This is a genomic window from Solirubrobacter pauli (genome assembly GCF_003633755.1).
Classification (GTDB): domain Bacteria; phylum Actinomycetota; class Thermoleophilia; order Solirubrobacterales; family Solirubrobacteraceae; genus Solirubrobacter; species Solirubrobacter pauli.
Window position 1 is genome coordinate 1,310,467 of the sequence record NZ_RBIL01000001.1, and the last position, 17,653, is coordinate 1,328,119.

General features: G+C 70.9%; 18 protein-coding genes and 1 riboswitch. Of the genes, 8 read left to right on the forward strand and 10 right to left on the reverse strand.

The genetic code is table 11. The features are described from left to right. Nucleotides 1-2 precede the first annotated feature (2 nt). Together C8N24_RS06060 and C8N24_RS06065 are read left to right on the forward strand one after the other, a co-directional pair. Nucleotides 3-1,520 carry an Ig-like domain-containing protein gene (locus C8N24_RS06060; RefSeq protein ID WP_121248996.1) on the forward strand — a complete coding sequence of 506 codons (1,518 nt, stop codon included), beginning with the start codon at nucleotides 3-5 and terminating at the stop codon, nucleotides 1,518-1,520. 10 nt (nucleotides 1,521-1,530) lie between these two features. Continuing rightward, a complete protein-coding gene (locus tag C8N24_RS06065) occupies nucleotides 1,531-2,289 on the forward strand; it encodes an SDR family NAD(P)-dependent oxidoreductase (RefSeq protein ID WP_121248998.1) in 759 nt (252 codons plus the stop codon). Here C8N24_RS06065 and C8N24_RS33305 read toward each other — a convergent pair. Then, entirely contained in the window at nucleotides 2,286-3,368 is a 1,083-nt protein-coding gene (locus tag C8N24_RS33305; RefSeq protein ID WP_211339854.1) for a hypothetical protein, read from the reverse strand. The genes C8N24_RS06065 and C8N24_RS33305 overlap by 4 nt on opposite strands. Before the next feature lie 635 nt (nucleotides 3,369-4,003). Between C8N24_RS33305 and lon the strand changes: the two genes are divergently transcribed. Together lon and C8N24_RS06075 are read left to right on the forward strand one after the other, a co-directional pair. Next, entirely contained in the window at nucleotides 4,004-6,286 is a 2,283-nt protein-coding gene (gene lon, locus C8N24_RS06070; protein ID WP_121249000.1) for an endopeptidase La, read from the forward strand. A gap of 89 nt (nucleotides 6,287-6,375) precedes the next feature. After that, nucleotides 6,376-8,112 (forward strand): ABC transporter ATP-binding protein, encoded by a 1,737-nt coding sequence (locus C8N24_RS06075; protein ID WP_121249002.1) that lies wholly within the window; start codon nucleotides 6,376-6,378, stop codon nucleotides 8,110-8,112. Here C8N24_RS06075 and C8N24_RS06080 read toward each other — a convergent pair. The 5 genes from C8N24_RS06080 to C8N24_RS06100 all read right to left on the reverse strand — a co-directional run bounded on the left by C8N24_RS06080 (nucleotide 8,080) and on the right by C8N24_RS06100 (nucleotide 11,732). Continuing rightward, complete coding sequence (locus C8N24_RS06080; RefSeq protein WP_121249004.1) at nucleotides 8,080-8,910, reverse strand: fructosamine kinase family protein; 831 nt, start codon at nucleotides 8,908-8,910, stop codon at nucleotides 8,080-8,082. The genes C8N24_RS06075 and C8N24_RS06080 overlap by 33 nt on opposite strands. Further along, nucleotides 8,894-9,373 (reverse strand): low molecular weight protein-tyrosine-phosphatase, encoded by a 480-nt coding sequence (locus C8N24_RS06085; RefSeq protein ID WP_121249006.1) that lies wholly within the window; start codon nucleotides 9,371-9,373, stop codon nucleotides 8,894-8,896. Before C8N24_RS06085 ends, C8N24_RS06080 begins: the two co-directional genes overlap by 17 nt. Next, complete coding sequence (locus C8N24_RS06090; protein WP_121249008.1) at nucleotides 9,366-10,193, reverse strand: carbohydrate kinase family protein; 828 nt, start codon at nucleotides 10,191-10,193, stop codon at nucleotides 9,366-9,368. The genes C8N24_RS06085 and C8N24_RS06090 overlap by 8 nt, the downstream gene beginning before the upstream one ends. Next, entirely contained in the window at nucleotides 10,190-11,074 is an 885-nt protein-coding gene (locus tag C8N24_RS06095) for a pseudouridine-5'-phosphate glycosidase (RefSeq protein ID WP_121249010.1), read from the reverse strand. Before C8N24_RS06095 ends, C8N24_RS06090 begins: the two co-directional genes overlap by 4 nt. A gap of 76 nt (nucleotides 11,075-11,150) precedes the next feature. Then, nucleotides 11,151-11,732: a PadR family transcriptional regulator gene (locus C8N24_RS06100; RefSeq protein ID WP_211339855.1), complete on the reverse strand. Its 582-nt coding sequence runs from the start codon at nucleotides 11,730-11,732 to the stop codon at nucleotides 11,151-11,153. 211 nt (nucleotides 11,733-11,943) lie between these two features. Here C8N24_RS06100 and C8N24_RS06105 point away from each other — a divergent pair, with 211 nt between their 5' ends. The 3 genes from C8N24_RS06105 (at nucleotide 11,944) to C8N24_RS06115 (ending at nucleotide 14,291) form a co-directional block, all read left to right on the forward strand. Next, nucleotides 11,944-13,314 carry an ABC1 kinase family protein gene (locus tag C8N24_RS06105; protein ID WP_121249014.1) on the forward strand — a complete coding sequence of 457 codons (1,371 nt, stop codon included), beginning with the start codon at nucleotides 11,944-11,946 and terminating at the stop codon, nucleotides 13,312-13,314. 12 nt (nucleotides 13,315-13,326) lie between these two features. Next, entirely contained in the window at nucleotides 13,327-13,770 is a 444-nt protein-coding gene (locus tag C8N24_RS06110) for a hypothetical protein (RefSeq protein WP_121249016.1), read from the forward strand. Nucleotides 13,771-13,847: 77 nt separating this feature from the next. Further along, nucleotides 13,848-14,291, forward strand: a complete 444-nt coding sequence (locus C8N24_RS06115; RefSeq protein ID WP_121249018.1) for a hypothetical protein — start codon at nucleotides 13,848-13,850, stop codon at nucleotides 14,289-14,291. On the opposite strand, the gene C8N24_RS06120 is transcribed toward C8N24_RS06115, so the two are convergent. From C8N24_RS06120 to C8N24_RS06130, 3 genes are read right to left on the reverse strand one after another with little or no spacing between them, the layout of a single operon-like run. Continuing rightward, complete coding sequence (locus C8N24_RS06120; protein WP_121249020.1) at nucleotides 14,272-14,601, reverse strand: ArsR/SmtB family transcription factor; 330 nt, start codon at nucleotides 14,599-14,601, stop codon at nucleotides 14,272-14,274. The two genes, C8N24_RS06115 and C8N24_RS06120, sit on opposite strands and share 20 nt — an antisense overlap. A gap of 23 nt (nucleotides 14,602-14,624) precedes the next feature. Next, a complete protein-coding gene (locus C8N24_RS06125; protein ID WP_121249022.1) occupies nucleotides 14,625-15,263 on the reverse strand; it encodes a metallopeptidase family protein in 639 nt (212 codons plus the stop codon). A 10-nt stretch (nucleotides 15,264-15,273) separates the two neighbouring features. Beyond that, entirely contained in the window at nucleotides 15,274-16,434 is a 1,161-nt protein-coding gene (locus tag C8N24_RS06130) for an acyl-CoA dehydrogenase family protein (protein ID WP_121249024.1), read from the reverse strand. Between the two features lie 48 nt (nucleotides 16,435-16,482). Between C8N24_RS06130 and C8N24_RS06135 the strand changes: the two genes are divergently transcribed. Then, nucleotides 16,483-16,707 carry a DUF6458 family protein gene (locus tag C8N24_RS06135; RefSeq protein WP_121249026.1) on the forward strand — a complete coding sequence of 75 codons (225 nt, stop codon included), beginning with the start codon at nucleotides 16,483-16,485 and terminating at the stop codon, nucleotides 16,705-16,707. 6 nt (nucleotides 16,708-16,713) lie between these two features. On the opposite strand, the gene C8N24_RS06140 is transcribed toward C8N24_RS06135, so the two are convergent. After that, complete coding sequence (locus tag C8N24_RS06140; RefSeq protein ID WP_121249028.1) at nucleotides 16,714-17,358, reverse strand: peptidoglycan-binding protein; 645 nt, start codon at nucleotides 17,356-17,358, stop codon at nucleotides 16,714-16,716. Between the two features lie 118 nt (nucleotides 17,359-17,476). Further along, nucleotides 17,477-17,647, reverse strand: a riboswitch (cyclic di-AMP (ydaO/yuaA leader). Nucleotides 17,648-17,653 lie beyond the last annotated feature (6 nt).

Below are 17,653 nucleotides of genomic sequence, written 5' to 3' on the forward strand. Positions count from 1 at the left end.
TCATGGTCCGGCGGGCGCTGGTGTTGACCCTGCTTACGGTGGCGGGGGTTCCTTCCGCGGCACAGGCCGCGACGGTCACGGTCGACGGGGGCGTGCTGCGCTACGCACCCGCGCCCGGCAAGCAGTCCAACCTCACGGTGACCGAGGCGGGCGGCGTCGTGACGCTGCGGCGCGAGACCGGGGATACCGACGAGTGGCCCACGGGCGGGACGTGCACCGCGACCGCGACCGTCGCGACATGCCCTGGCCCGATCGAGAAGGTCGAGATCGACGTGGGCGACAACGCCGACCGGGTCACCGCGACCCTCGGCCAGCCCGCCGTCGGCCTGCCGATCCCGACGACGATCACCGGCGGCGAGGGCAACGACGTCCTCACCGGCGGCGCGCGCACGGACACGATCGACGGCGGCTCAGGCGACGACGACATCGATGGCTCGTCCGGCAACGACGTGCTGCGCGGCGGCGAGGGGAACGACATCCTCACACCGAACGTGGGCACCGACGCCGTGAGCGGTGGCGAGGGCATCGACACCGTCACCTACGGGTTGCGCACGACGGCCGCGATCACGGCCACGCTCGACGGGCTGGCGAATGACGGCGAGTCCGACGAGAACGACCTCATCGGCGTGGACGTCGAGAACATCGAGGGCGCGTCCTCCGTGGGGGTGGCCCTTGTGGGAGACGGCCGCGCCAACCACCTCGAAGTGGTGGCCGGTCCGGGCACGATCACCGGCGGCGAAGGCAGCGACGTCCTCGAGGGCGGCCCCGCCGACGACACGATCAACGCGCGCGACGGCTCGCCCGACACCGTGATCTGCGCCGGCGGCATCGACACCGTCCATGCCGACACGCTCGACTCGGTCTCGCCCTCGTGCGAGAACGTCTCGATCCAGGCCTCTCCAGGTGGGCCGTTCGATGACAAGCCGCCGCTCCTGGCGTGGACCGCGCCCGGCGCCGACGCCGCGCTCAGCGCGAACACGACGACCGTCCTGCGCGCCGACGCGTCCGACGACCGCGGCGTCACCAAGGTGCAGTTCCTCGACGACGAGCGCGTCCTGTGCGAAGACACGGCGGCGCCGTACGAGTGCGCGTTCCAGCCGCGCGGGGGCGACGTCGGCCGCAACACGCTGATCGCGATCGCCTACGACGGGGCGAACCAGACGACGAGCGCCGTGCGGGCGGTGACCGTGAGGCGGTTCACCTCGCCCGGGTTCAGCCTCAAGCTGCGGCCGAGCCGTGATCGTCGCGCGCCGTACTCCTTCCGCGCGACCGGCACGCTCAAGCGGCCCGCGACGGTCTCGCCCTCGCAGGGGTGCTCGGGCCGCGTGGTGATCACCGCCAAGCGCGGCTCGAAGACGGTCGGCACGACGCGCACCTCGCTGGGCCGCACGTGCGAGTACGCGGTGACCGTGAAGTTCCGCTCCAAGGTCGGCAGCCGCATCCGCCTGACGGCCAAGTTCGAGGGCAACGAGGTCATCTCGTCGCGCTCGGCACCCAGCAAGACCGCCCGCCTGGGCTAGCGTCCCGCGGATGGACATCGAAGGAGCCAACGCGCTCGTCGCCGGCGGGGCGTCCGGCCTGGGCGCGGCCACGGCCCGCGCGCTGCACGCCGCGGGCGCGAACGTCACGATCGCCGACCTGAACCCCGAGCGCGGCCAGGCGCTGGCCGACGAGCTCGGCGCGGGCTTCGTCGCCGCCGACGTGACCAAGCCCGAGGAGGTCGAGGCCGCGGTCGTCGCCGCCGCGGGCGACGCCGGCCTGCGCATCAGCGTCTGCTGCGCCGGCATCGGCTGGGCCGAGAAGGTCGCGGGCCGCAAGGGCGCGCACGGCATCGAGCCGTTCGACACCGTCATCCGCGTCAACCTGATCGGCACGTTCAACGTGCTTCGCCTCGCGGCGAACACGATGCTCGAGAACGCGCCCAACGACCAGGGCGAGCGCGGCGTCTGCATCTCCACCGCGTCGATCGCCGCCTACGACGGCCAGATCGGCCAGATCGCCTACTCGGCGTCCAAGGGCGGCATCGTCGGCATGACGCTCCCCGCTGCCCGCGACCTCGCCCAGTCCGGCATCCGCGTCTGCGCGATCGCGCCCGGCCTGTTCGACACGCCGCTGCTCGCCGGCCTCCCGGAGGAAGCCCGCAACGCGCTCGGCGGCCAGGTGCCGTTCCCGCCCCGCCTCGGCCGACCGGACGAGTACGGCGCGCTCGCCGTCCACATCGTCGAGAACGCGATGCTCAACGGCGAGGTCATCCGCCTCGACGGCGCCCTGCGCATGCCGCCGCGCTAAGGCCGCACGAGCACCGAGACGATCTTCGACGTCCCGGGCTCGTAAGGCAGGTCGGGATCAGCACGCACGACCGCGCGGAACTTGTAGCGAGTCCTGGCGGTCGTGCTCGTGAAGCGGTAGCTCGCGGTGAAGCGCGATCGCTTCAGCGCGGCGGTCCGGAAGGGCACCCACCTTTTCCCTGCACGTGCCTGGAGCTCGACGCGGACCCCGGGTGCCGTGGCATCCGGAATAGAGCCGCGAAACCGCACTGTTCTCCCGTTCCGTGTCTTCGCGGGTGACACGCTGAGCATCAAGGGTGCACGAACCAAGACCTCAGCCGTCGCCTCCGACGCGCCGTAGCGAACCCGATACGCCCGGGAAGGTCCGGGCTCGACCGCAATCGAGAACCTTCCCTTCGCGTCGGCCTTGGCCCGGGCGACCGGCACAAATCGCGCCTCTTCCATCCGCACCCTCGATGCAACGTCGACCGTCGCACCGGCGAGTGGGGTGTCGTCGAGCCCGGTGACGACACCCTCGAGACGGACCTTGCTGGCGTGATCGGAGCGAATCACGGTCCGGCGCCACGTGACGCGACCTTGCGCTGAAGATGTAGGAGTATCGCCTGCGGGTACTGGGTTTTGCACATCGGCCCGTACCGGTCCGACGGTGGTCAGGTTTCCCGCAGCGTCAAGCAGACGCAGCTCGAAGTTGTGGCCACCGTTGGGAATCGTCGTCGTGTCCAGAGCGACAGCAGCGTCGCCGCGGACGGGGCACGGGATCGGAACGACGTAGGGCTTCACACATGTGGGGGAACCCACGCTCACACGCTGAGCCACGACGCCGTCGACGAGCAACTCCATGGCCGCCACGCCTGCGCCGCGATCGACGAAATCCGTAGCCAGACGAACAGCGCCGGAGAGCGACCCGGTGCGGAGCTCTTGCAGGTCCGAACGAATCACGCGCGGCGCGAACTCATCGCGGAGCACCATCTCGACTCGGTCCAGCGAGATCCCAGCACCGCCCTCTACCCGGCACTCGGCCTGGTCAGGCCAGCCGCAGCGCACCTCCAAGGCGACCGCCGGAGTGTCAAGGCCGCTCAACACCCACGACCGACGTCCCGACAACTCCGCCGCAACTTCAGTGCCTAGACCCAGCGGGCGATTGCTCGCACGCCAGCCTGCGTCGAAGCCTCCACTCGACCACGCGTAGCCGTAGGACCGAACCCCCGCGATTCGTAGTTCTCCGGGGGCGTCCCAGACCCACGACGCGGCGAAGGGGAAATCCGTCAGGGTCTGGCCGGACGCCGACAGACCGAACGCGCCATCCTTCGTTCCGCAGGTGTCGTAGAACCGAGCTCCGCCCGCTGTACGCCAGCCTGTGAGCCGCTCAAAGCGGTCCGGCGCTCGACACATCGATACCGCAAGCGTGCCGACAGGCTCCTCGGCGTATCCCGTCGACACCCCCGTGCACAGGCAGAGAGCTATGGCCATCACTAGCCGCGCGGCAACTGTCATGGCTGTCATAGCTCCCCTCGCCGAAGTTTCGCCCCCACCCCTTCCAGGCTGAGAAGTCTCTCCAATCGACGGTCCGCGCGCAAGCCGACTTCACCTTCGCGTCCACCTCGGAGTAACCTGAGTCGAGACGACTGAGATCTTCCTATGCGGTCGCTGTGGGAGCTGGTACTCTGTAACTACCTACCCAAGGTAAGTTGCTACAGAAAGTGAAGCCACACGCCATGACATCGCTCCTGCTCGTCCCGCTGGACGACACGGTGGTCTTCCCCACCATGGATGTGACGCTTCCCGTCCGCGTGGGCGACGAGGAGCGTGTGCTGCTCGTTCCGCGCCATGAGGGCGAGTTCGCGAAGGTCGGCACCATCGCCGAGGTCACCGATCACGTCCGACTTCCGGGCGGCGGCCGCGCCGTCTCCCTCTCCGGTGTGGGTCGCGGCGTCGCCGGCGCCGCGCACACCGACTCCCTCGGCCGCCTCATGGTCGAGGTCGAAGAGCACTACGACGACGTGCCGGTCGACGGCGCGACGCGCAACCTCGAGCGCGAGTACCGCGCGATCATCGAGGAGATCCTCGAGCTGCGTGGCGCGGACGCGCGGATTGCTGAGTTCCTGCGGGCGATCGGCGACCCCGGGCCGCTCGCGGACACGATCGGCTACGCGCCCGACGTGTCCTTCGAGGACAAGCTGAAGGCCCTCGAGACGCTGAACGTCACCGAGCGGCTGCAGCTCGTCGTCGAGCTCCAGCGCGAGCGCCTGGTCGACCTGCAGCTGCGCAAGAAGATCCGCGAGGACGTGCAGTCCGGCGCGGACAAGCAGCAGCGCGAGTACGTCCTGCGCAAGCAGATGGAATCGATCCAGCGCGAGCTGGGCGAGGACGGCGCGTCGGTCGCCGAGGAGTACCGCAAGAAGATCGCCGAAGCCGGCATGCCCGACTCCGTGAAGGAGCAGGCCGACAAGGAGCTCGCGCGCCTGGAGCGCATGGGCGAGCAGTCCGGCGAGGCGTCGATGATCCGCACGTACCTGGACTGGCTGATCGCCGTGCCGTGGAACAAGGCGTCCGACGAGAAGCTGGACCCGAAGGCCGCGCGCGAGGTGCTCGACGCCGACCACGCGGGCCTCGAGGACGTCAAGGACCGGATCACCGAGTACCTGGCGGTCAAGAAGCTGCGCACCGAGCGCGGCATCAAGGAGGACAAGCGCTCCGGCGCCATCCTCACCCTGATCGGCCCTCCCGGCACCGGCAAGACGTCCATCGGCGAGTCGATCGCCCGTGCCACGGGCCGTGAGTTCGTGCGCATGAGCCTCGGCGGCGTCCGCGACGAGGCCGAGATCCGCGGTCACCGCCGCACCTACATCGGCGCGCTTCCGGGCCGCCTGGTGCGCGCGCTGCGCGATGCGGGCACGATGAACCCCGTGATCATGCTCGACGAGGTCGACAAGGTCGGCGCCGACTGGCGTGGCGACCCGAGCGCGGCCCTGCTCGAGGTGCTCGACCCGGCGCAGAACCACAGCTTCCGCGACCACTACCTGGACGTGGAGCTGGACCTGAGCCAGGTCATGTTCATCGCGACCGCGAACGTGGCCGAGTCGATCCCCGGACCCCTCCTGGACCGTATGGAGGTCATCCGCTTCGACGGCTACACCGTGGCTGAGAAGACCGCCATCGCCCGCGGCTACCTGTGGCCGCGCCAGCGCGAGCGCAACGGCCTGCTCGAGGAGGAGGTCACCGTCACCGACGAGCGCCTGACGCAGGTCGTCATGGAGTACACGCGGGAGGCGGGCGTCCGCAACCTGGAGCGCGAGCTCGGCACGATCCTGCGCAAGACCGCGACCAACATCGCGTCCGGCAAGGCCGAGGCGCCGGTGGAGATCACGGAGGCGCTGATCCGCGACGCGCTCGGCCGCCAGAAGGTCTGGCAGGAGGCGGCGCTGCGCACGGCCGTTCCCGGCGTGGCCACGGGCCTCGCGGTGACCGGCGTCGGCGGCGATGTCCTCTTCATCGAGGCCACCGCCATGAAGGGCAAGGACGGCCTCGTGCTCACGGGCCAGCTGGGCGACGTGATGAAGGAGTCCGCGCGGATCGCGCTCTCCTACGTCCGCGGCCACGCCGACGAGCTCGGCATCCCCGAGGACGCCTTCGACGGCCGCGAGTTCCACGTCCACGTGCCCGCCGGCGCGATCCCGAAGGACGGCCCGTCGGCCGGCGTGACCATGGTCACGGCGATGGCGTCGCTGCTCTCCGGGCGCCCGGTCAAGCACACGGTCGGCATGACCGGCGAGGTCACGCTGCAGGGCCGCGTGCTGCCGATCGGCGGCCTCAAGCAGAAGGTCCTGGCCGCGCACGCCGCGGGCCTGACGACCGTGATCCTGCCCGAGCGCAACCGCGGCGACCTCGACGACGTCCCGGCCGACGTCCGCGAGGCCATGAGCTTCCACCCGGTCGTGAGCATCGACGAGGTGCTCGAGCTGGCCCTGGAGCCTGCGCCGAATACGGTGGCTGTGTGACGGCAGCCTTCCGGCGCTATGGAGAAGGCGGCGGCGAACCCGTGGGAGGGCGCCGCCGCCAACCCCTCCCGCCCCGCGAGGGGCCGCGGATGGAGGGCCTGAACCGCCGGATCCTCGCGTTGTTCCGGCCCTACCGGGGCCGCCTCTTCACCGTCCTCGCGCTGATCGCCTTCAGCGCGGGGCTGGGGATGGTCACCCCCTTCCTGCTGCGTGACATCCTCGACGTCGCGATCCCCGAGGACCGCGACGGCCTGCTCGGCGTCCTCGTCGGCGGGATGATCGCGATCTCGATCGTCACCGGCGTGCTCGGCGTCGGGCAGACGTGGCTGACGAACGTCGTCGGCCAGCGGGTGATGCACGACCTGCGCACGCAGGTCTACCGCCACCTGCAGCGGCTGTCGCTCGCGTTCTTCACCAAGACGCGCACCGGCGAGATCCAGTCGCGCATCGCCAACGACATCGGCGGCGTGCAGTCCGTGGTGACGAGCACCGCCGCGTCGATCGTGTCCAACGTGACCACGGTCGTGGCGTCGGTCGTCGCCATGATCCTGCTGGATTGGCGGCTGGCGCTGTTCTCGCTCGCCCTGCTGCCGTTCTTCGTGCTGCTGGCGCGCCGGGTCGGCAACCAGCGCCGCAAGATCACGACGGTCAAGCAGGGCGCGATGGCCGACATCTCGGCGCTCGTGCAGGAGTCGCTGAGCGTCAGCGGCGTGCTGCTGGGCAAGACGATGGGCCGCGGCGACGAGCTCGCCGAGCGCTTCGACAAGGAGTCGGCCAACCTGGCCGATCTCGAGGTCAAGAGCCGGATGGCCGGGCGCTGGATGATGAGCGCGATCCAGACGAGCTTCGCGGTGATGCCCGCGCTCGTGTACCTGTTCGCGGGGCTCGCGCCCGGTGCCGCGTCGATCGGCACGATCGTCGCTTTCACCACGCTGCAGACACGCCTGTTCTTCCCGGTCCAGTCGCTGCTGAGCGTCGCCGTCGACATCCAGACGAGCACCGCGCTGTTCGAGCGCGTGTTCGAGTACCTGGACCTGCACGTGGACATCGAGCCCGGCGAGCAGACGCTGGACCGCGTGAAGGGCGACGTGCGGTTCGACCACGTGTGGTTCCGCTACGGCGACGAGTGGACGCTGCAGGACGTCGACATCACCGTGCCCGCCGGCACGCGCACCGCGCTCGTCGGCGAGACGGGTGCGGGCAAGACGTCGCTCGGCTACCTCGCCGCGCGCCTGTACGACCCCGAGCGCGGCGGCGTCACGATCGACGGCACCGACCTGCGTGAGCTGACCTTCGAGTCGCTCGCGGACACCGTCGGCGTCGTCTCGCAGGAGACCTACCTGTTCCACGCGTCCGTGCGTGAGAACCTGCGGTTCGCGAAGCCCTCCGCCTCCGACGAGGAGATCGAGCAGGCCGCCCGCGCCGCGCAGATCCACGACAAGATCGCCGAGCTGCCCGACGGCTACGACACGGTCGTCGGCGAGCGGGGCTTCCGCTTCTCCGGTGGCGAGAAGCAGCGGATCGCGATCGCCCGCACGATCCTGCGCAATCCGCCCGTGCTCGTGCTCGACGAGGCCACGAGCGCGTTGGACGTCGCCACCGAGCGCGCCGTCGGCGAGGCGCTCGAGACGCTCGCCGAGGGCCGCACGACGATCGTCATCGCCCACCGGCTCTCGACCGTCCGCGACGCCGACCAGATCGTCGTGCTGGACCGCGGTGAAGTCGCCGAGCACGGCACCCACGAGGAGCTGCTCGCGCTCGGCGGCAGGTACGCCGGGCTGGTCGCGCGGGACCTAGACGTAGGTGCGCGCGGCGCGCTCCGCTGAGGCCGCGTAGCCGCCGCCGAACAGCGCGGCGTGCACGAGCAGCGGGAACAGCTGGTACAGCGCCACCCGATCGCGCCACCCGGTCGCGAGCGGGTGGCGCTCCTCGTACGCGGCGAAGAACGCCGCCCCAGGAGCCCCGAACAGCTGCAGCATCGCCAGGTCGACCTCGCGATGCCCGCCGTACGCGGCGGGGTCGATCAGCCACGCGCGGCCGGCTCGGTCCCAGTGCACGTTGCCGCTCCATAGGTCGCCATGGATGCGCGACGGTGGCTCGGCCGGCCCGGCGAGGTCGGCGATCCGGTCGCAGACGGCCTCGACGGCGCGGGTGCCGGCCGCGGACAGCCCCGCCTGGGGCAGGAGCGGGAGCACTCGCCGCGTGGCGTAGAAGGTCGGCCAGTCCGCGCACGGCTCGTTCGAGAGCTCGAGCCGCCCCACCTTCGTCATGTCCCCCAGTGGCGTCGCGCCCCAGTCGTCCGCGCCCGCCGCGTGGACCTCGGCCAGACCCGCGCCGAGCGCGGCGGCATCGCCGCGGCCACCCTCGTCGACCCAGTCGAGCACGAGGACGTCGTCGGCCACGCCCAGCACGTCGGGCACGCGCAGCGCGCCCGGCTCGGCGAGCCAGCGCAGGCCCGCGGCCTCGGCCGCGTACTCGCCCGGCTGCGGATGCGCGCGCGTCTTGACGAACCCGAACGACTCGTCCTCGAACTGGACCTTGTACGCCTCGTTGATGTCGCCGCCGGCGATCGGTTGCAGCGACCGGACCGTGCGGCCGGTTACGGCCTCAACGGCGGATCTCATCGAGCAGCCCGCGGCAGGCCGCCTCGACCTGGTCCAGCACGGTCTCGAAGCCCTGCGGGCCGCCGTAGTACGGGTCGGGCACGTCGAGATCGGGCGCGCCGGCCGAGGCCGGATCGAACTCGCGCAGCAGCCGCGCCTTCGCCGCCGACGCCTCGTCGGGAGCGATCGCCCGGATGCCGGCGAGGTTGTCGCGGTCCATCGCCAGCAGGTAGTCGAAGTCCTCGAAGTCGTCGACGGTGATCTGGCGCGCGGCACCGTCGAGCGTGACGCCGCGGGCGCGGGCCGCCTCGGTCGCGCGCCGGTCGGGCGCGTCGCCCGCGTGCCAGTTGCCGGTGCCCGCGCTGTCGATGACGATCTCGTTCTCGAGGCCGGCCTCGCGCACGAGGTGGCGCATCACGCCCTCGGCCGTGGGCGAGCGGCAGATGTTCCCCATGCAGACGAAGAGGATGCGGGCCTCAGGCATCGCGCGATCCTACGCGGGTGACGGCCTTGGCCGCGCAGCGGGCGCCCGCCGCAAGCGCGTCGGCGGCCATCCCGTGCGGCCAGACGCTGAGGAAGCCCGCCGCGAAGGCGTCGCCCGCGCCGGTGGTGTCGACCACCTCGTCGACGGGCACGGCGCGGCCGACGACGGTTTCGACGCCGTTGGTCCAACGCGCGCCGTTGGCGCCGAACTTGACGACGACCTCGGGCACGTCGATCTGCGGGCCGAGCACGACGGCCTCGTCGGCGTTGGGCAGGAGCAGGTCGATCGGGGCGATCCGCTGGAGGAAGACCGGGTCGTTGCCGAGCGGCGCCGAGGACGCCGGGTCGACGCTGATCTTCATGCCCGCCTCCCGCGCGCGCTCGATCGCGGTGAGCGCCGCCGAGCGGGAGCCGGGGCGCAGAAGGGCGTAGCCGGAGACGTGCAGGACGTCGCCCTCCAGGGGCGGCAGGTCCTCGACGGCGAGCGCGTCGTTGGCGCCCGGGTCGGGCAGCATCGTCCGCTCGCCTCCCGGCGCGACCAGGACGACGCACGTGCCGGTCGCGTGCTCGGGGTCGCGCACGACCTGCAGGTCCACGCCGTCGAGGCCGCTCAGCGCGACGGGCGCGAGCGCGTCCGTGCCGACTCGCCCGACGAGCGTCACCTCGACGCCCGCCTTCGCCAGCCACGACGCCACGTTCGCGCCCCCGCCGCCGGGCAGCAGCGAGACCCGCGCCGCCGTGTCGCTGCCGAGCGCGAGCGACGTCGACTGCACCGCGACGACGTCGACGTTGAGGTCGCCGAGGACGACGACCTTCGTCACAGCGCCGCGGCGATCTGCGCCGCCAGCGTGGCGTTGCGCAGGACGAGGCGGACGTTGGCGCGCAGGCTCTCGCCCTCGGTCTGCGAGTGGAAGCGCTCGAGCAGGAACGGCGTCACGTCGCGGCCGGTCACGCCGGCCGCCGCGGCCGCCTCCAACCCCTCGCGCAGCACACGGTCGTGCAGGTCGGCGTCCATCGGCTCGTCCAGCGGGTTGGCGACGACGACCGAGCCCGGCGCGCCGACCTCCTCCCGCGCCCGCAGCACGTCGGCGACGCCCTGCGGCGAGTCCACGCGCCAGGTGATCGGCACGCCACTCGACTGCAGGTAGAAGGCCGGGAACGTGTCCGTGCCGTAGCCGAGGACGGTGACGTTCAGCGTCTCCAGCCGCTCGAGCGTGGCGGGGATGTCGAGGATCGACTTCACACCCGCGCACACGACGCAGATGCCGACCCGCGCGAGCGTGCCGAGGTCGGCCGACTCGTCGAACGTCGAGGCGGCACCGCGATGGACGCCACCGAGCCCGCCCGTGGCGAAGACGCGGATGCCGGCACGCTCGGCGAGGTGCGAGGTGGCGGCGACGGTGGTCGCCCCGTCCTCCCCGCGCGCGAGCACGGCGGGCAGGTCGCGCACACCGCACTTGGCGACTTCACCGGAGGCCGCGAGCGCTTCCAGCGCCGCGTCCTCGAGGCCGATGTGCACCTCGCCGGCGAGGATCGCGATCGTGGCCGGCACGGCGCCGTGGGCGCGCACGACGGCCTCGATCTCCCGCGCGACGCGCAGGTTGTCCGGCCGCGGCAAGCCGTGGGCGATGATCGTGCTCTCGAGCGCCACGACCGGACGACCGGCCGCGAGCGCCTCCTGGACTTCTGGCTTCACGCGCACGCGAAGCACGTTAGCCCGCGACGCCGGCCGACCCGCCGCGGGGAGCGGGCGGGCCGGCCGGGGGACAGCGCCGCGGCTAGTTGTCGGCCCGGTCCTCGGGGTCGTCCTCGGCGAGGATCTTGTAGAGCGACCGGCGGGCCTCGGCCAGGATCTTCTTGGCCTCGTCCGTGTGGCCGGCGGCGGCGACCTGCATGGCCGCGGCGCCGACCTGGAAGAGGACGCCGCGCAGGTCCATGACGTTCTCGTCGACGCCGCCGGTGGCGGCCTCGAACGGATCGCCGAGCTCGGCGCGGTTGCCCTCGACGTAGGTGCGGCCCTCGTCCGTGAGCTCGAAGGCGCGCTTGCCCTCGAACTCCACGGCGCGGACCAGGCCCTCGTCCTCGAGCTGCTGGAGCGCCGGGTAGACCGAGCCGGGGCTCGGCTTCCACAGGCCGTCCGTGCGCCGCTCGATCTCCTGGATGAGCTGGTAGCCGTTCTGCGGGCCGCCCTCGATCAGGAGCAGGAGCGCCGCGCGCACGTCGCCGCGACGGGCACGTCCGCCGCGCCGCCCACCGTGCGGGCCGCCGCGATGCCCGCCCGGGCCACCGGGCCCGAAGAACATCGCCTTGAACAGGCGGGGGTCGCCCCACGGCGGACCTCCGCGCCCGCCACCCGTCATGAACGCGATGAGCTCGTCGAGCCCACGCGGACCGCGGTCGTGGCGGTGGTGCTGGCGGCCTCGAGGACCGCAGAGATCGGAAGCAGATGCTGCGTACATGGGTTCTCATTCCCTTCTTCGATGTGTTGCGATGCGTCAAAGATATATCGCGATAGTCATTCTGTCAAGCGTGACCTCGCGGACCGCCGCGTCCGTACGCTGTTGAGAGCCCATGGCCGACTCCCCACCCACCTCCCGCATCGCCCGCACCCGTCGCTTCGGTGGCCTCGTCGCGGGCCAGGGCCTGCGCTGGGCGGGCACCCGCGCCGCCAACGCGCTCCGCAGCGACGAAGCCGCCGACGTCGCGACCGGCGAGCGCGCCGCCGCCACCGCCCGCGAGCTCGTCAAGCAGCTCGGCCAGATGCGCGGCGCGGCCATGAAGATCGGCCAGGTGCTGAGCACGGTCGAGTTCACGGCGATCCCGGAGTCCGAGCGCGAGGAGTTCAAAACGACGCTCGCCTCGCTGCGCGACGACGTCCCGCCGCTGCCGTTCAAGGCGATCGAGCGCCTCCTCAAGGAGGAGCTCGACATGCCGGTGAGCGAGGCCTTCGCCGACTTCGAGCCCGAGGCGTTCGCCGCCGCCTCGATCGGCCAGGTGCACCGCGCCACCACCAAGGACGGCAAGGCCGTCGCGGTGAAGGTGCAGTACCCGGGCATCGCGGAGGCGACGGAGACCGACCTGCGCAACATGCAGATGCTGTTCCCGCTGATCCGCCGGCTCGCGCCCGGCCTCGACGTGGACGCGCTGGCCGGCGAGCTGCGCGAGCGCATCTCCGAGGAGCTCGACTACGAGGTCGAGGCCCAGCACCACCGGGCGATGGAGCGAGGCTGGCGAGGGCACCCGTTCGTCTTCATCCCGCCGGTGAACACCACGCTCAGCCGCCGGCGCGTGCTCGTCACCGAGTACATGGCCGGCCGCCGGTTCGACGTCGTCAAGGCGCTGCCGGACGAGGACCGCGATCGCTTCGGCGAGATCGTCTTCCGCTTCTTCTTCGGCACGCTCAACCACCTGCGCCGCGCCGCCGGGGACCCGCACCCGGGCAACTACCTCTACCTCGAAGACGGCCGCGTCGGCTTCCTCGACTTCGGCTTGATGCGGGTCGTCGACGCCGACTACCTGGCGTCCGAGCGCGTGCTCGCGCAGGCCATCACACGCAATGACGCCCCGGCCGTGAAGGCCCAGCTCGCCTCGCTCGGCTATCTCCCGCGCCCCGACGACTTCGACGCCGACGCGCTCCTCGGGCAGCTGCGGATGCTCGCCGAGTGGTACCTGGAGCCGGGCCACCGGCGGCTCAGCTCGGCCTACGTCGCGCAGATGATCGAGGAGGGCTCGTCGCCGCGCTCGCCGTACTTCGCGCAGATGCGGCGGCAGACCGTGCCCCCGCAGGCGCTGTTGATCCGGCGCATGGAGAGCCTCGTGCTGGCGACGCTCGGGGACGTGCGTGCCGCCGCCGACTGGCACGCGCTCGGCGCGGAGTACTGGGAGGACGCGCCGCCCAGCACGCCGCTGGGCGAGCAGGACGCCGCCTTCTGGGCCAGGTAAGGTCGCGCGAGCATGCTCGCCACCGCTCTCGCCTCCGTCGCCCTGCTCCCCGGCCTCTTCACGCCCACCGTGGCGGAGGTCAAGCAGGACACCAAGCTGCCGATCCTCCTGCCCTCGACGTTGACGACGAACGAGACGCAGGAGCTGTTCGCGACCGGCGAGGGTGAGGCGCGCCGCTACCAGTTCATCGTCAGCACGGTGGACGACTGCACGGGCGCGGCGTGCTCGACCGCGTACTTCGGTGCGAGCAAGGGCGGATCGGTCTACGGCGATCGCAAGGCGACGCTGGCCAACGGCCGCAAGGGCCGCTACCTGCCGATGAGCTGCGGCGCCTCGTGCTCGCCGCCGTCGGTCGTGTGGAAGGAGCGCGGCGTCGTCTACGAGATCTCGGCCGACGCCACCCGGGCGCAGCTCGTGCGGATGGCGAACTCGGCGATCAAGCGGGGGCCGCGATGACCGTCCGCGCCGCTCCGCTCTCAACCCCCCTGGGAGTCCAGGACGCCGCTTTCTGGAGCCGGTAGGTTGCGGCGCACATGCTCGCCGCCACGCTCGCTTCCGTCGCCCTGCTGCCCGGGCTGCTGACGCCCACCGTCGCCGAGGTCAAGCAGAAGACCACGATCCCGGTCCTGCTGCCCTCGACGTTCCAGCACAAGGGCAGGCTGTTCGCGAACGGCATCGGGGACCCGAGCATGTACCGGATCCAGCTCACCAGCACGAAGGACTGCCAGGCCAACTACTGCTCGGTCGCCTGGTTCACCGCGGAAGCGGGCATCCAGCTCCGCGGCGGCAAGGCGATCACGCTCGCGAAGGGGCGCAAGGGTCGCTACTGGCCGATGAGCTGCGGTGCCTCCTGCGCCCCCGCGAGGATCTCGTGGCGGGAGCAGGAGACCGGCATCGTCTACGGGATCGAGTCGGGCAAGAGCCGCAGCCGCCTCGTGACGCTGGCGAAGTCGGCGATCAAGCGGGGGCCGCGATAGCCCCGGCTTCGGCGTCCGCCGCGGCCAACACCGCGACGAGCAGCCCGGGGAAGCGCAGCTCCACCTCGTCGCGCCGCAGCGCGACGTAGCGGTGCGTGCCCTCGGCGCGCGTGCGCGTGAGCCCCGCCTCGCGCAGCACCTTGAAGTGATGCGAGCGCGTGGCCTTCGACACGCCGACGTCACAGGCGCCGCAGCTGGCCTCGCCGCGCACGGCGAGCTCGCGCACGATCGCGACCCGCACCGGGTCGCTCAGCGCGGCCATCATCGCCGCCAGGGTCACATCGTCGAGTTGCGGTTCATCGAAGTGCATCGTTCGATGACCATCGTACCTCGTCAGAGGCCGAGCTCACGTACTCCGAGCTCGTCGGCGCCCAGATGGTGCGCCAGCTCGTGGCGCACCGTGCGCGTGACCTGGTCGCGCAACAGGTCCGGGTCGTGCCCGAAGTCCCGCAGCAGCGTGTCGCGGAAGATGATGATCCGGTCGTGGTAGTTGTCGCGCGCCACGGTGTCGCCCTGGTAGAGCCCGTAGGCGCGCACCTTGTGGCCCTTGTCGGAGATCACGACCGGGACCCGCTCGAGCGCCTTGATCAGCAGGTCCGGCAGGTCGTCGAGCGCCTCCTGGACGAGCGTGTCGAAGTCGTCCGGGTTGAACGGGTCCAGCTCCAGGAACTCGCCCTCGTCCGGCTCGGCGGCCAGGTTCTCGCGCGCCAGCCGCTCCGACCGGATCACGATCCGCTCGAACTCGGCCTCGCTCTCGGGGTCCTGGTAGTTGGCCATGCGCGAGACCACGAGGCCGATGACCAGCGCCGCCACGCCGCCCGCGGTGACGATGATCCCGAGCACCTCGAGCGCGCGCAGCCAGCCCTTCTGCGAGAGCCCACCCTGCACGAACACGGCGACGGTGAGCGCCACCGCGGCGCAGATGACGAAGGAGAAGGCGATCCGTCGCCCGGCGGGCAAGCGCGAGAGCATGTCATCCAGGCTACCGGAGGGTGCGCGCGATCACGAGACGCTGGATCTCGTTGGTCCCCTCGTAGATCTGCGTGATCTTGGCGTCGCGCATGTAGCGCTCGACCGGGTACTCGTTCACGTAGCCGTAGCCGCCGAGCACCTGCACGGCCTCGACGGTGACCGCCATCGCCGTGTCCGAGGCGAACAGCTTGGCCATCGCCGAGTACTTGCCGCGGTCCGCCTCGTGCCGGTCGATCTTGGCGCTCGCGCGGTACAGCAGCTCGCGCGCGGCCGCCGTGCGGGTCTCCATGTCGGCGAGCTTGAACTGGATGCCCTGGAACTCGGAGATCGGGTTGCCGAACTGCCGGCGCTCATTGGCGTAGGCGACGGCGTGGTCGGTCGCGCCCTGGGCGATCCCGACGGCCTGGGCGGCGACGCCGAGCCGCGAGTGGTCGAGCGTGCCGAGCGCGACGTTCATGCCCTTGCCCTCGACGCCGATCAGGTTGGCGGCGGGGACGCGGACGTCGTCGAAGATCGGCGAGCCGGTCGGCGAGCCCTTGATGCCGAGCTTGTGCTCGACCTTGCCGACCGAGAAGCCCGGGCGGTCGGCCTCGACGACGAACGCGCTGATCCCGCGCGAGCGGCCCGCGGACATGTCCGTCTTGGCGAAGACGATGTAGAAGTCGGCGATCCCGAGGTTCGAGATCCAGTTCTTGGTGCCGGTGATGACCCACTCGTCGCCGTCCTTGACGGCCTTGGTGATCATGCCGCCCGGGTCCGAGCCGGCCTCGGGCTCGGACAGCGCGAACGCCGGCGACCACTCGCCGGACGCGCACTTGGGCAGGAAGCGCTGCTTGAGCTCGTCGGAGCCGAAGAGCTTGATCGGGAGCGTGCCGAGGTCCTGGAGCATCAGGATCAGCGCGCTGGAGGCGCACGCGCGGGCGACCTCCTCGATCGCCACGCTGAGCATCAGCGCGCCGGTGCCGGTGCCGCCGTACTGCTCCTCGAAGGGGAGCCCGAGCAGGTCCTGCTCCGCGAACAGCTTGCGGATGTCCCACGGGTACTCGGCCTTGGCGTCGATCTCCGCGGCGCGCGGCGCGACCCGCTCGCGCACGATCTGGCGGATCATGTCCCGGAAGTCGACCTGCTCCTGCGTCAGCGAGTAGGTGTCAACGTCTGTTGTCGGCGGCATAGCCACCTAGTTTGGCGCGCGAAGGCGGCGGGGATCCACATCCTCGACATGGGAATCGGATCCTCACTCTTCCTGATCGCCGTTGGCGCGATCCTCTACTTCGCCGTCGACGCGGACATCTCGGGGCTCGAGATCTCCACGGTCGGCATCATCCTGATGATCATCGGGATCATCGGACTCGTGATCACGCTCTTCTTCCTCGGCGGCTGGCGCGACCGGCGCCGGACGGTCGTCGAAGAACGTCCGGTCGCGCGCGGTCGCGAGTACTACTAGAGCCGCTTAGAGGCCTTCGGGGTGGCGGACGGTGAAGCCGTCCGTCGGCCGCATCTTCGTCGACCACTTCGGCCCCGAAGACGACGAGTCGTTGTAGCCCGTGTCGAAACGCAGGCCGGCGACCACGAGGAAGGAATGCCCGCCGTGGGCGTAGCTGGTGATCCACTGGCCCGCGCCAGGCTCGCCCCACGACATGAACTCCGAGGAGTTCATGGGCCGACTGACCAGGTCGGCACCGTGGAGGGCGTAGGACTCAGAGCCCGAGCAGTCGTAGCCGGAATCTTCCCAATCCCCGTGGCCGCCGCCGTACCGGTACGGCTTGCCCACGATCTCGTTGGCGGCCGCGATCACCGCGACCACCTCGGGCGGCGCGCCAGCCGGCGCGATCGCCTTTCCGTCGGCCCCCAGGGTGGCATTGGCAGTCGGCGCGGGGGCAGGGACGGACTGCGTACCCGCAGTCCCCTGGGCGACCTGCATCCGCAGCGTCGAAGCGTCGGTCTTCGGCATCTTGCCGTCGACGGGCAGGGAGGACTTGCGCTCCCAGCGCCGGACGCTGGACGTGGTGGCCGGACCGTACCGGCCATCGACCTTCGTCTTGACCCCGGCCTTCGTCAGGAAGTCCTGCAGGACCCGAACATCAGTCCCGCGCATCCCTGAGCGCAGGTCTCGCTCGCCGAATGAGATCCGACGGGCATCCGCCGTCGATACCGGCAGAGCAATTCCAGCTAAAAGCAAGCCCACGCAGAGCGTGCGACAGCGTGACAAGACGATCTCCTCTTTCTGACCGCCTACGGGGTTAGCTGTCGGGCTCGCGCGGAAAGCGTCGCGCTACACCACATCTTGTGGCGATTCGCCCCCGGAGCAGTGACCCCTGCTCCAAACCTTGGTTCCCCCGCCTCAACTCAGCCTGAGCTGTTGTTGAGTTCGGCGTTATGTCCCGTGTTCC

Excerpts from the sequence above, each read along its gene's own strand:
- C8N24_RS06060 (WP_121248996.1), top strand. The coding sequence starts at position 3 with ATGGTCCGGCGGGCGCTGGTGTTGACCCTGCTTACGGTGGCGGGGGTT.
- C8N24_RS06065 (WP_121248998.1), top strand. The coding sequence starts at position 1,531 with ATGGACATCGAAGGAGCCAACGCGCTCGTCGCCGGCGGGGCGTCCGGC.
- lon (WP_121249000.1), top strand. The coding sequence starts at position 4,004 with ATGACATCGCTCCTGCTCGTCCCGCTGGACGACACGGTGGTCTTCCCC.
- C8N24_RS06075 (WP_121249002.1), top strand. The coding sequence starts at position 6,376 with ATGGAGGGCCTGAACCGCCGGATCCTCGCGTTGTTCCGGCCCTACCGG.
- C8N24_RS06080 (WP_121249004.1), bottom strand. The coding sequence starts at position 8,910 with ATGAGATCCGCCGTTGAGGCCGTAACCGGCCGCACGGTCCGGTCGCTG.
- C8N24_RS06085 (WP_121249006.1), bottom strand. The coding sequence starts at position 9,373 with ATGCCTGAGGCCCGCATCCTCTTCGTCTGCATGGGGAACATCTGCCGC.
- C8N24_RS06100 (WP_211339855.1), bottom strand. The coding sequence starts at position 11,732 with ATGACGGGTGGCGGGCGCGGAGGTCCGCCGTGGGGCGACCCCCGCCTG.
- C8N24_RS06105 (WP_121249014.1), top strand. The coding sequence starts at position 11,944 with ATGGCCGACTCCCCACCCACCTCCCGCATCGCCCGCACCCGTCGCTTC.
- C8N24_RS06110 (WP_121249016.1), top strand. The coding sequence starts at position 13,327 with ATGCTCGCCACCGCTCTCGCCTCCGTCGCCCTGCTCCCCGGCCTCTTC.
- C8N24_RS06115 (WP_121249018.1), top strand. The coding sequence starts at position 13,848 with ATGCTCGCCGCCACGCTCGCTTCCGTCGCCCTGCTGCCCGGGCTGCTG.
- C8N24_RS06120 (WP_121249020.1), bottom strand. The coding sequence starts at position 14,601 with ATGCACTTCGATGAACCGCAACTCGACGATGTGACCCTGGCGGCGATG.
- C8N24_RS06125 (WP_121249022.1), bottom strand. The coding sequence starts at position 15,263 with ATGCTCTCGCGCTTGCCCGCCGGGCGACGGATCGCCTTCTCCTTCGTC.
- C8N24_RS06130 (WP_121249024.1), bottom strand. The coding sequence starts at position 16,434 with ATGCCGCCGACAACAGACGTTGACACCTACTCGCTGACGCAGGAGCAG.
- C8N24_RS06135 (WP_121249026.1), top strand. The coding sequence starts at position 16,483 with ATGGGAATCGGATCCTCACTCTTCCTGATCGCCGTTGGCGCGATCCTC.
- C8N24_RS06140 (WP_121249028.1), bottom strand. The coding sequence starts at position 17,358 with ATGCGCGGGACTGATGTTCGGGTCCTGCAGGACTTCCTGACGAAGGCC.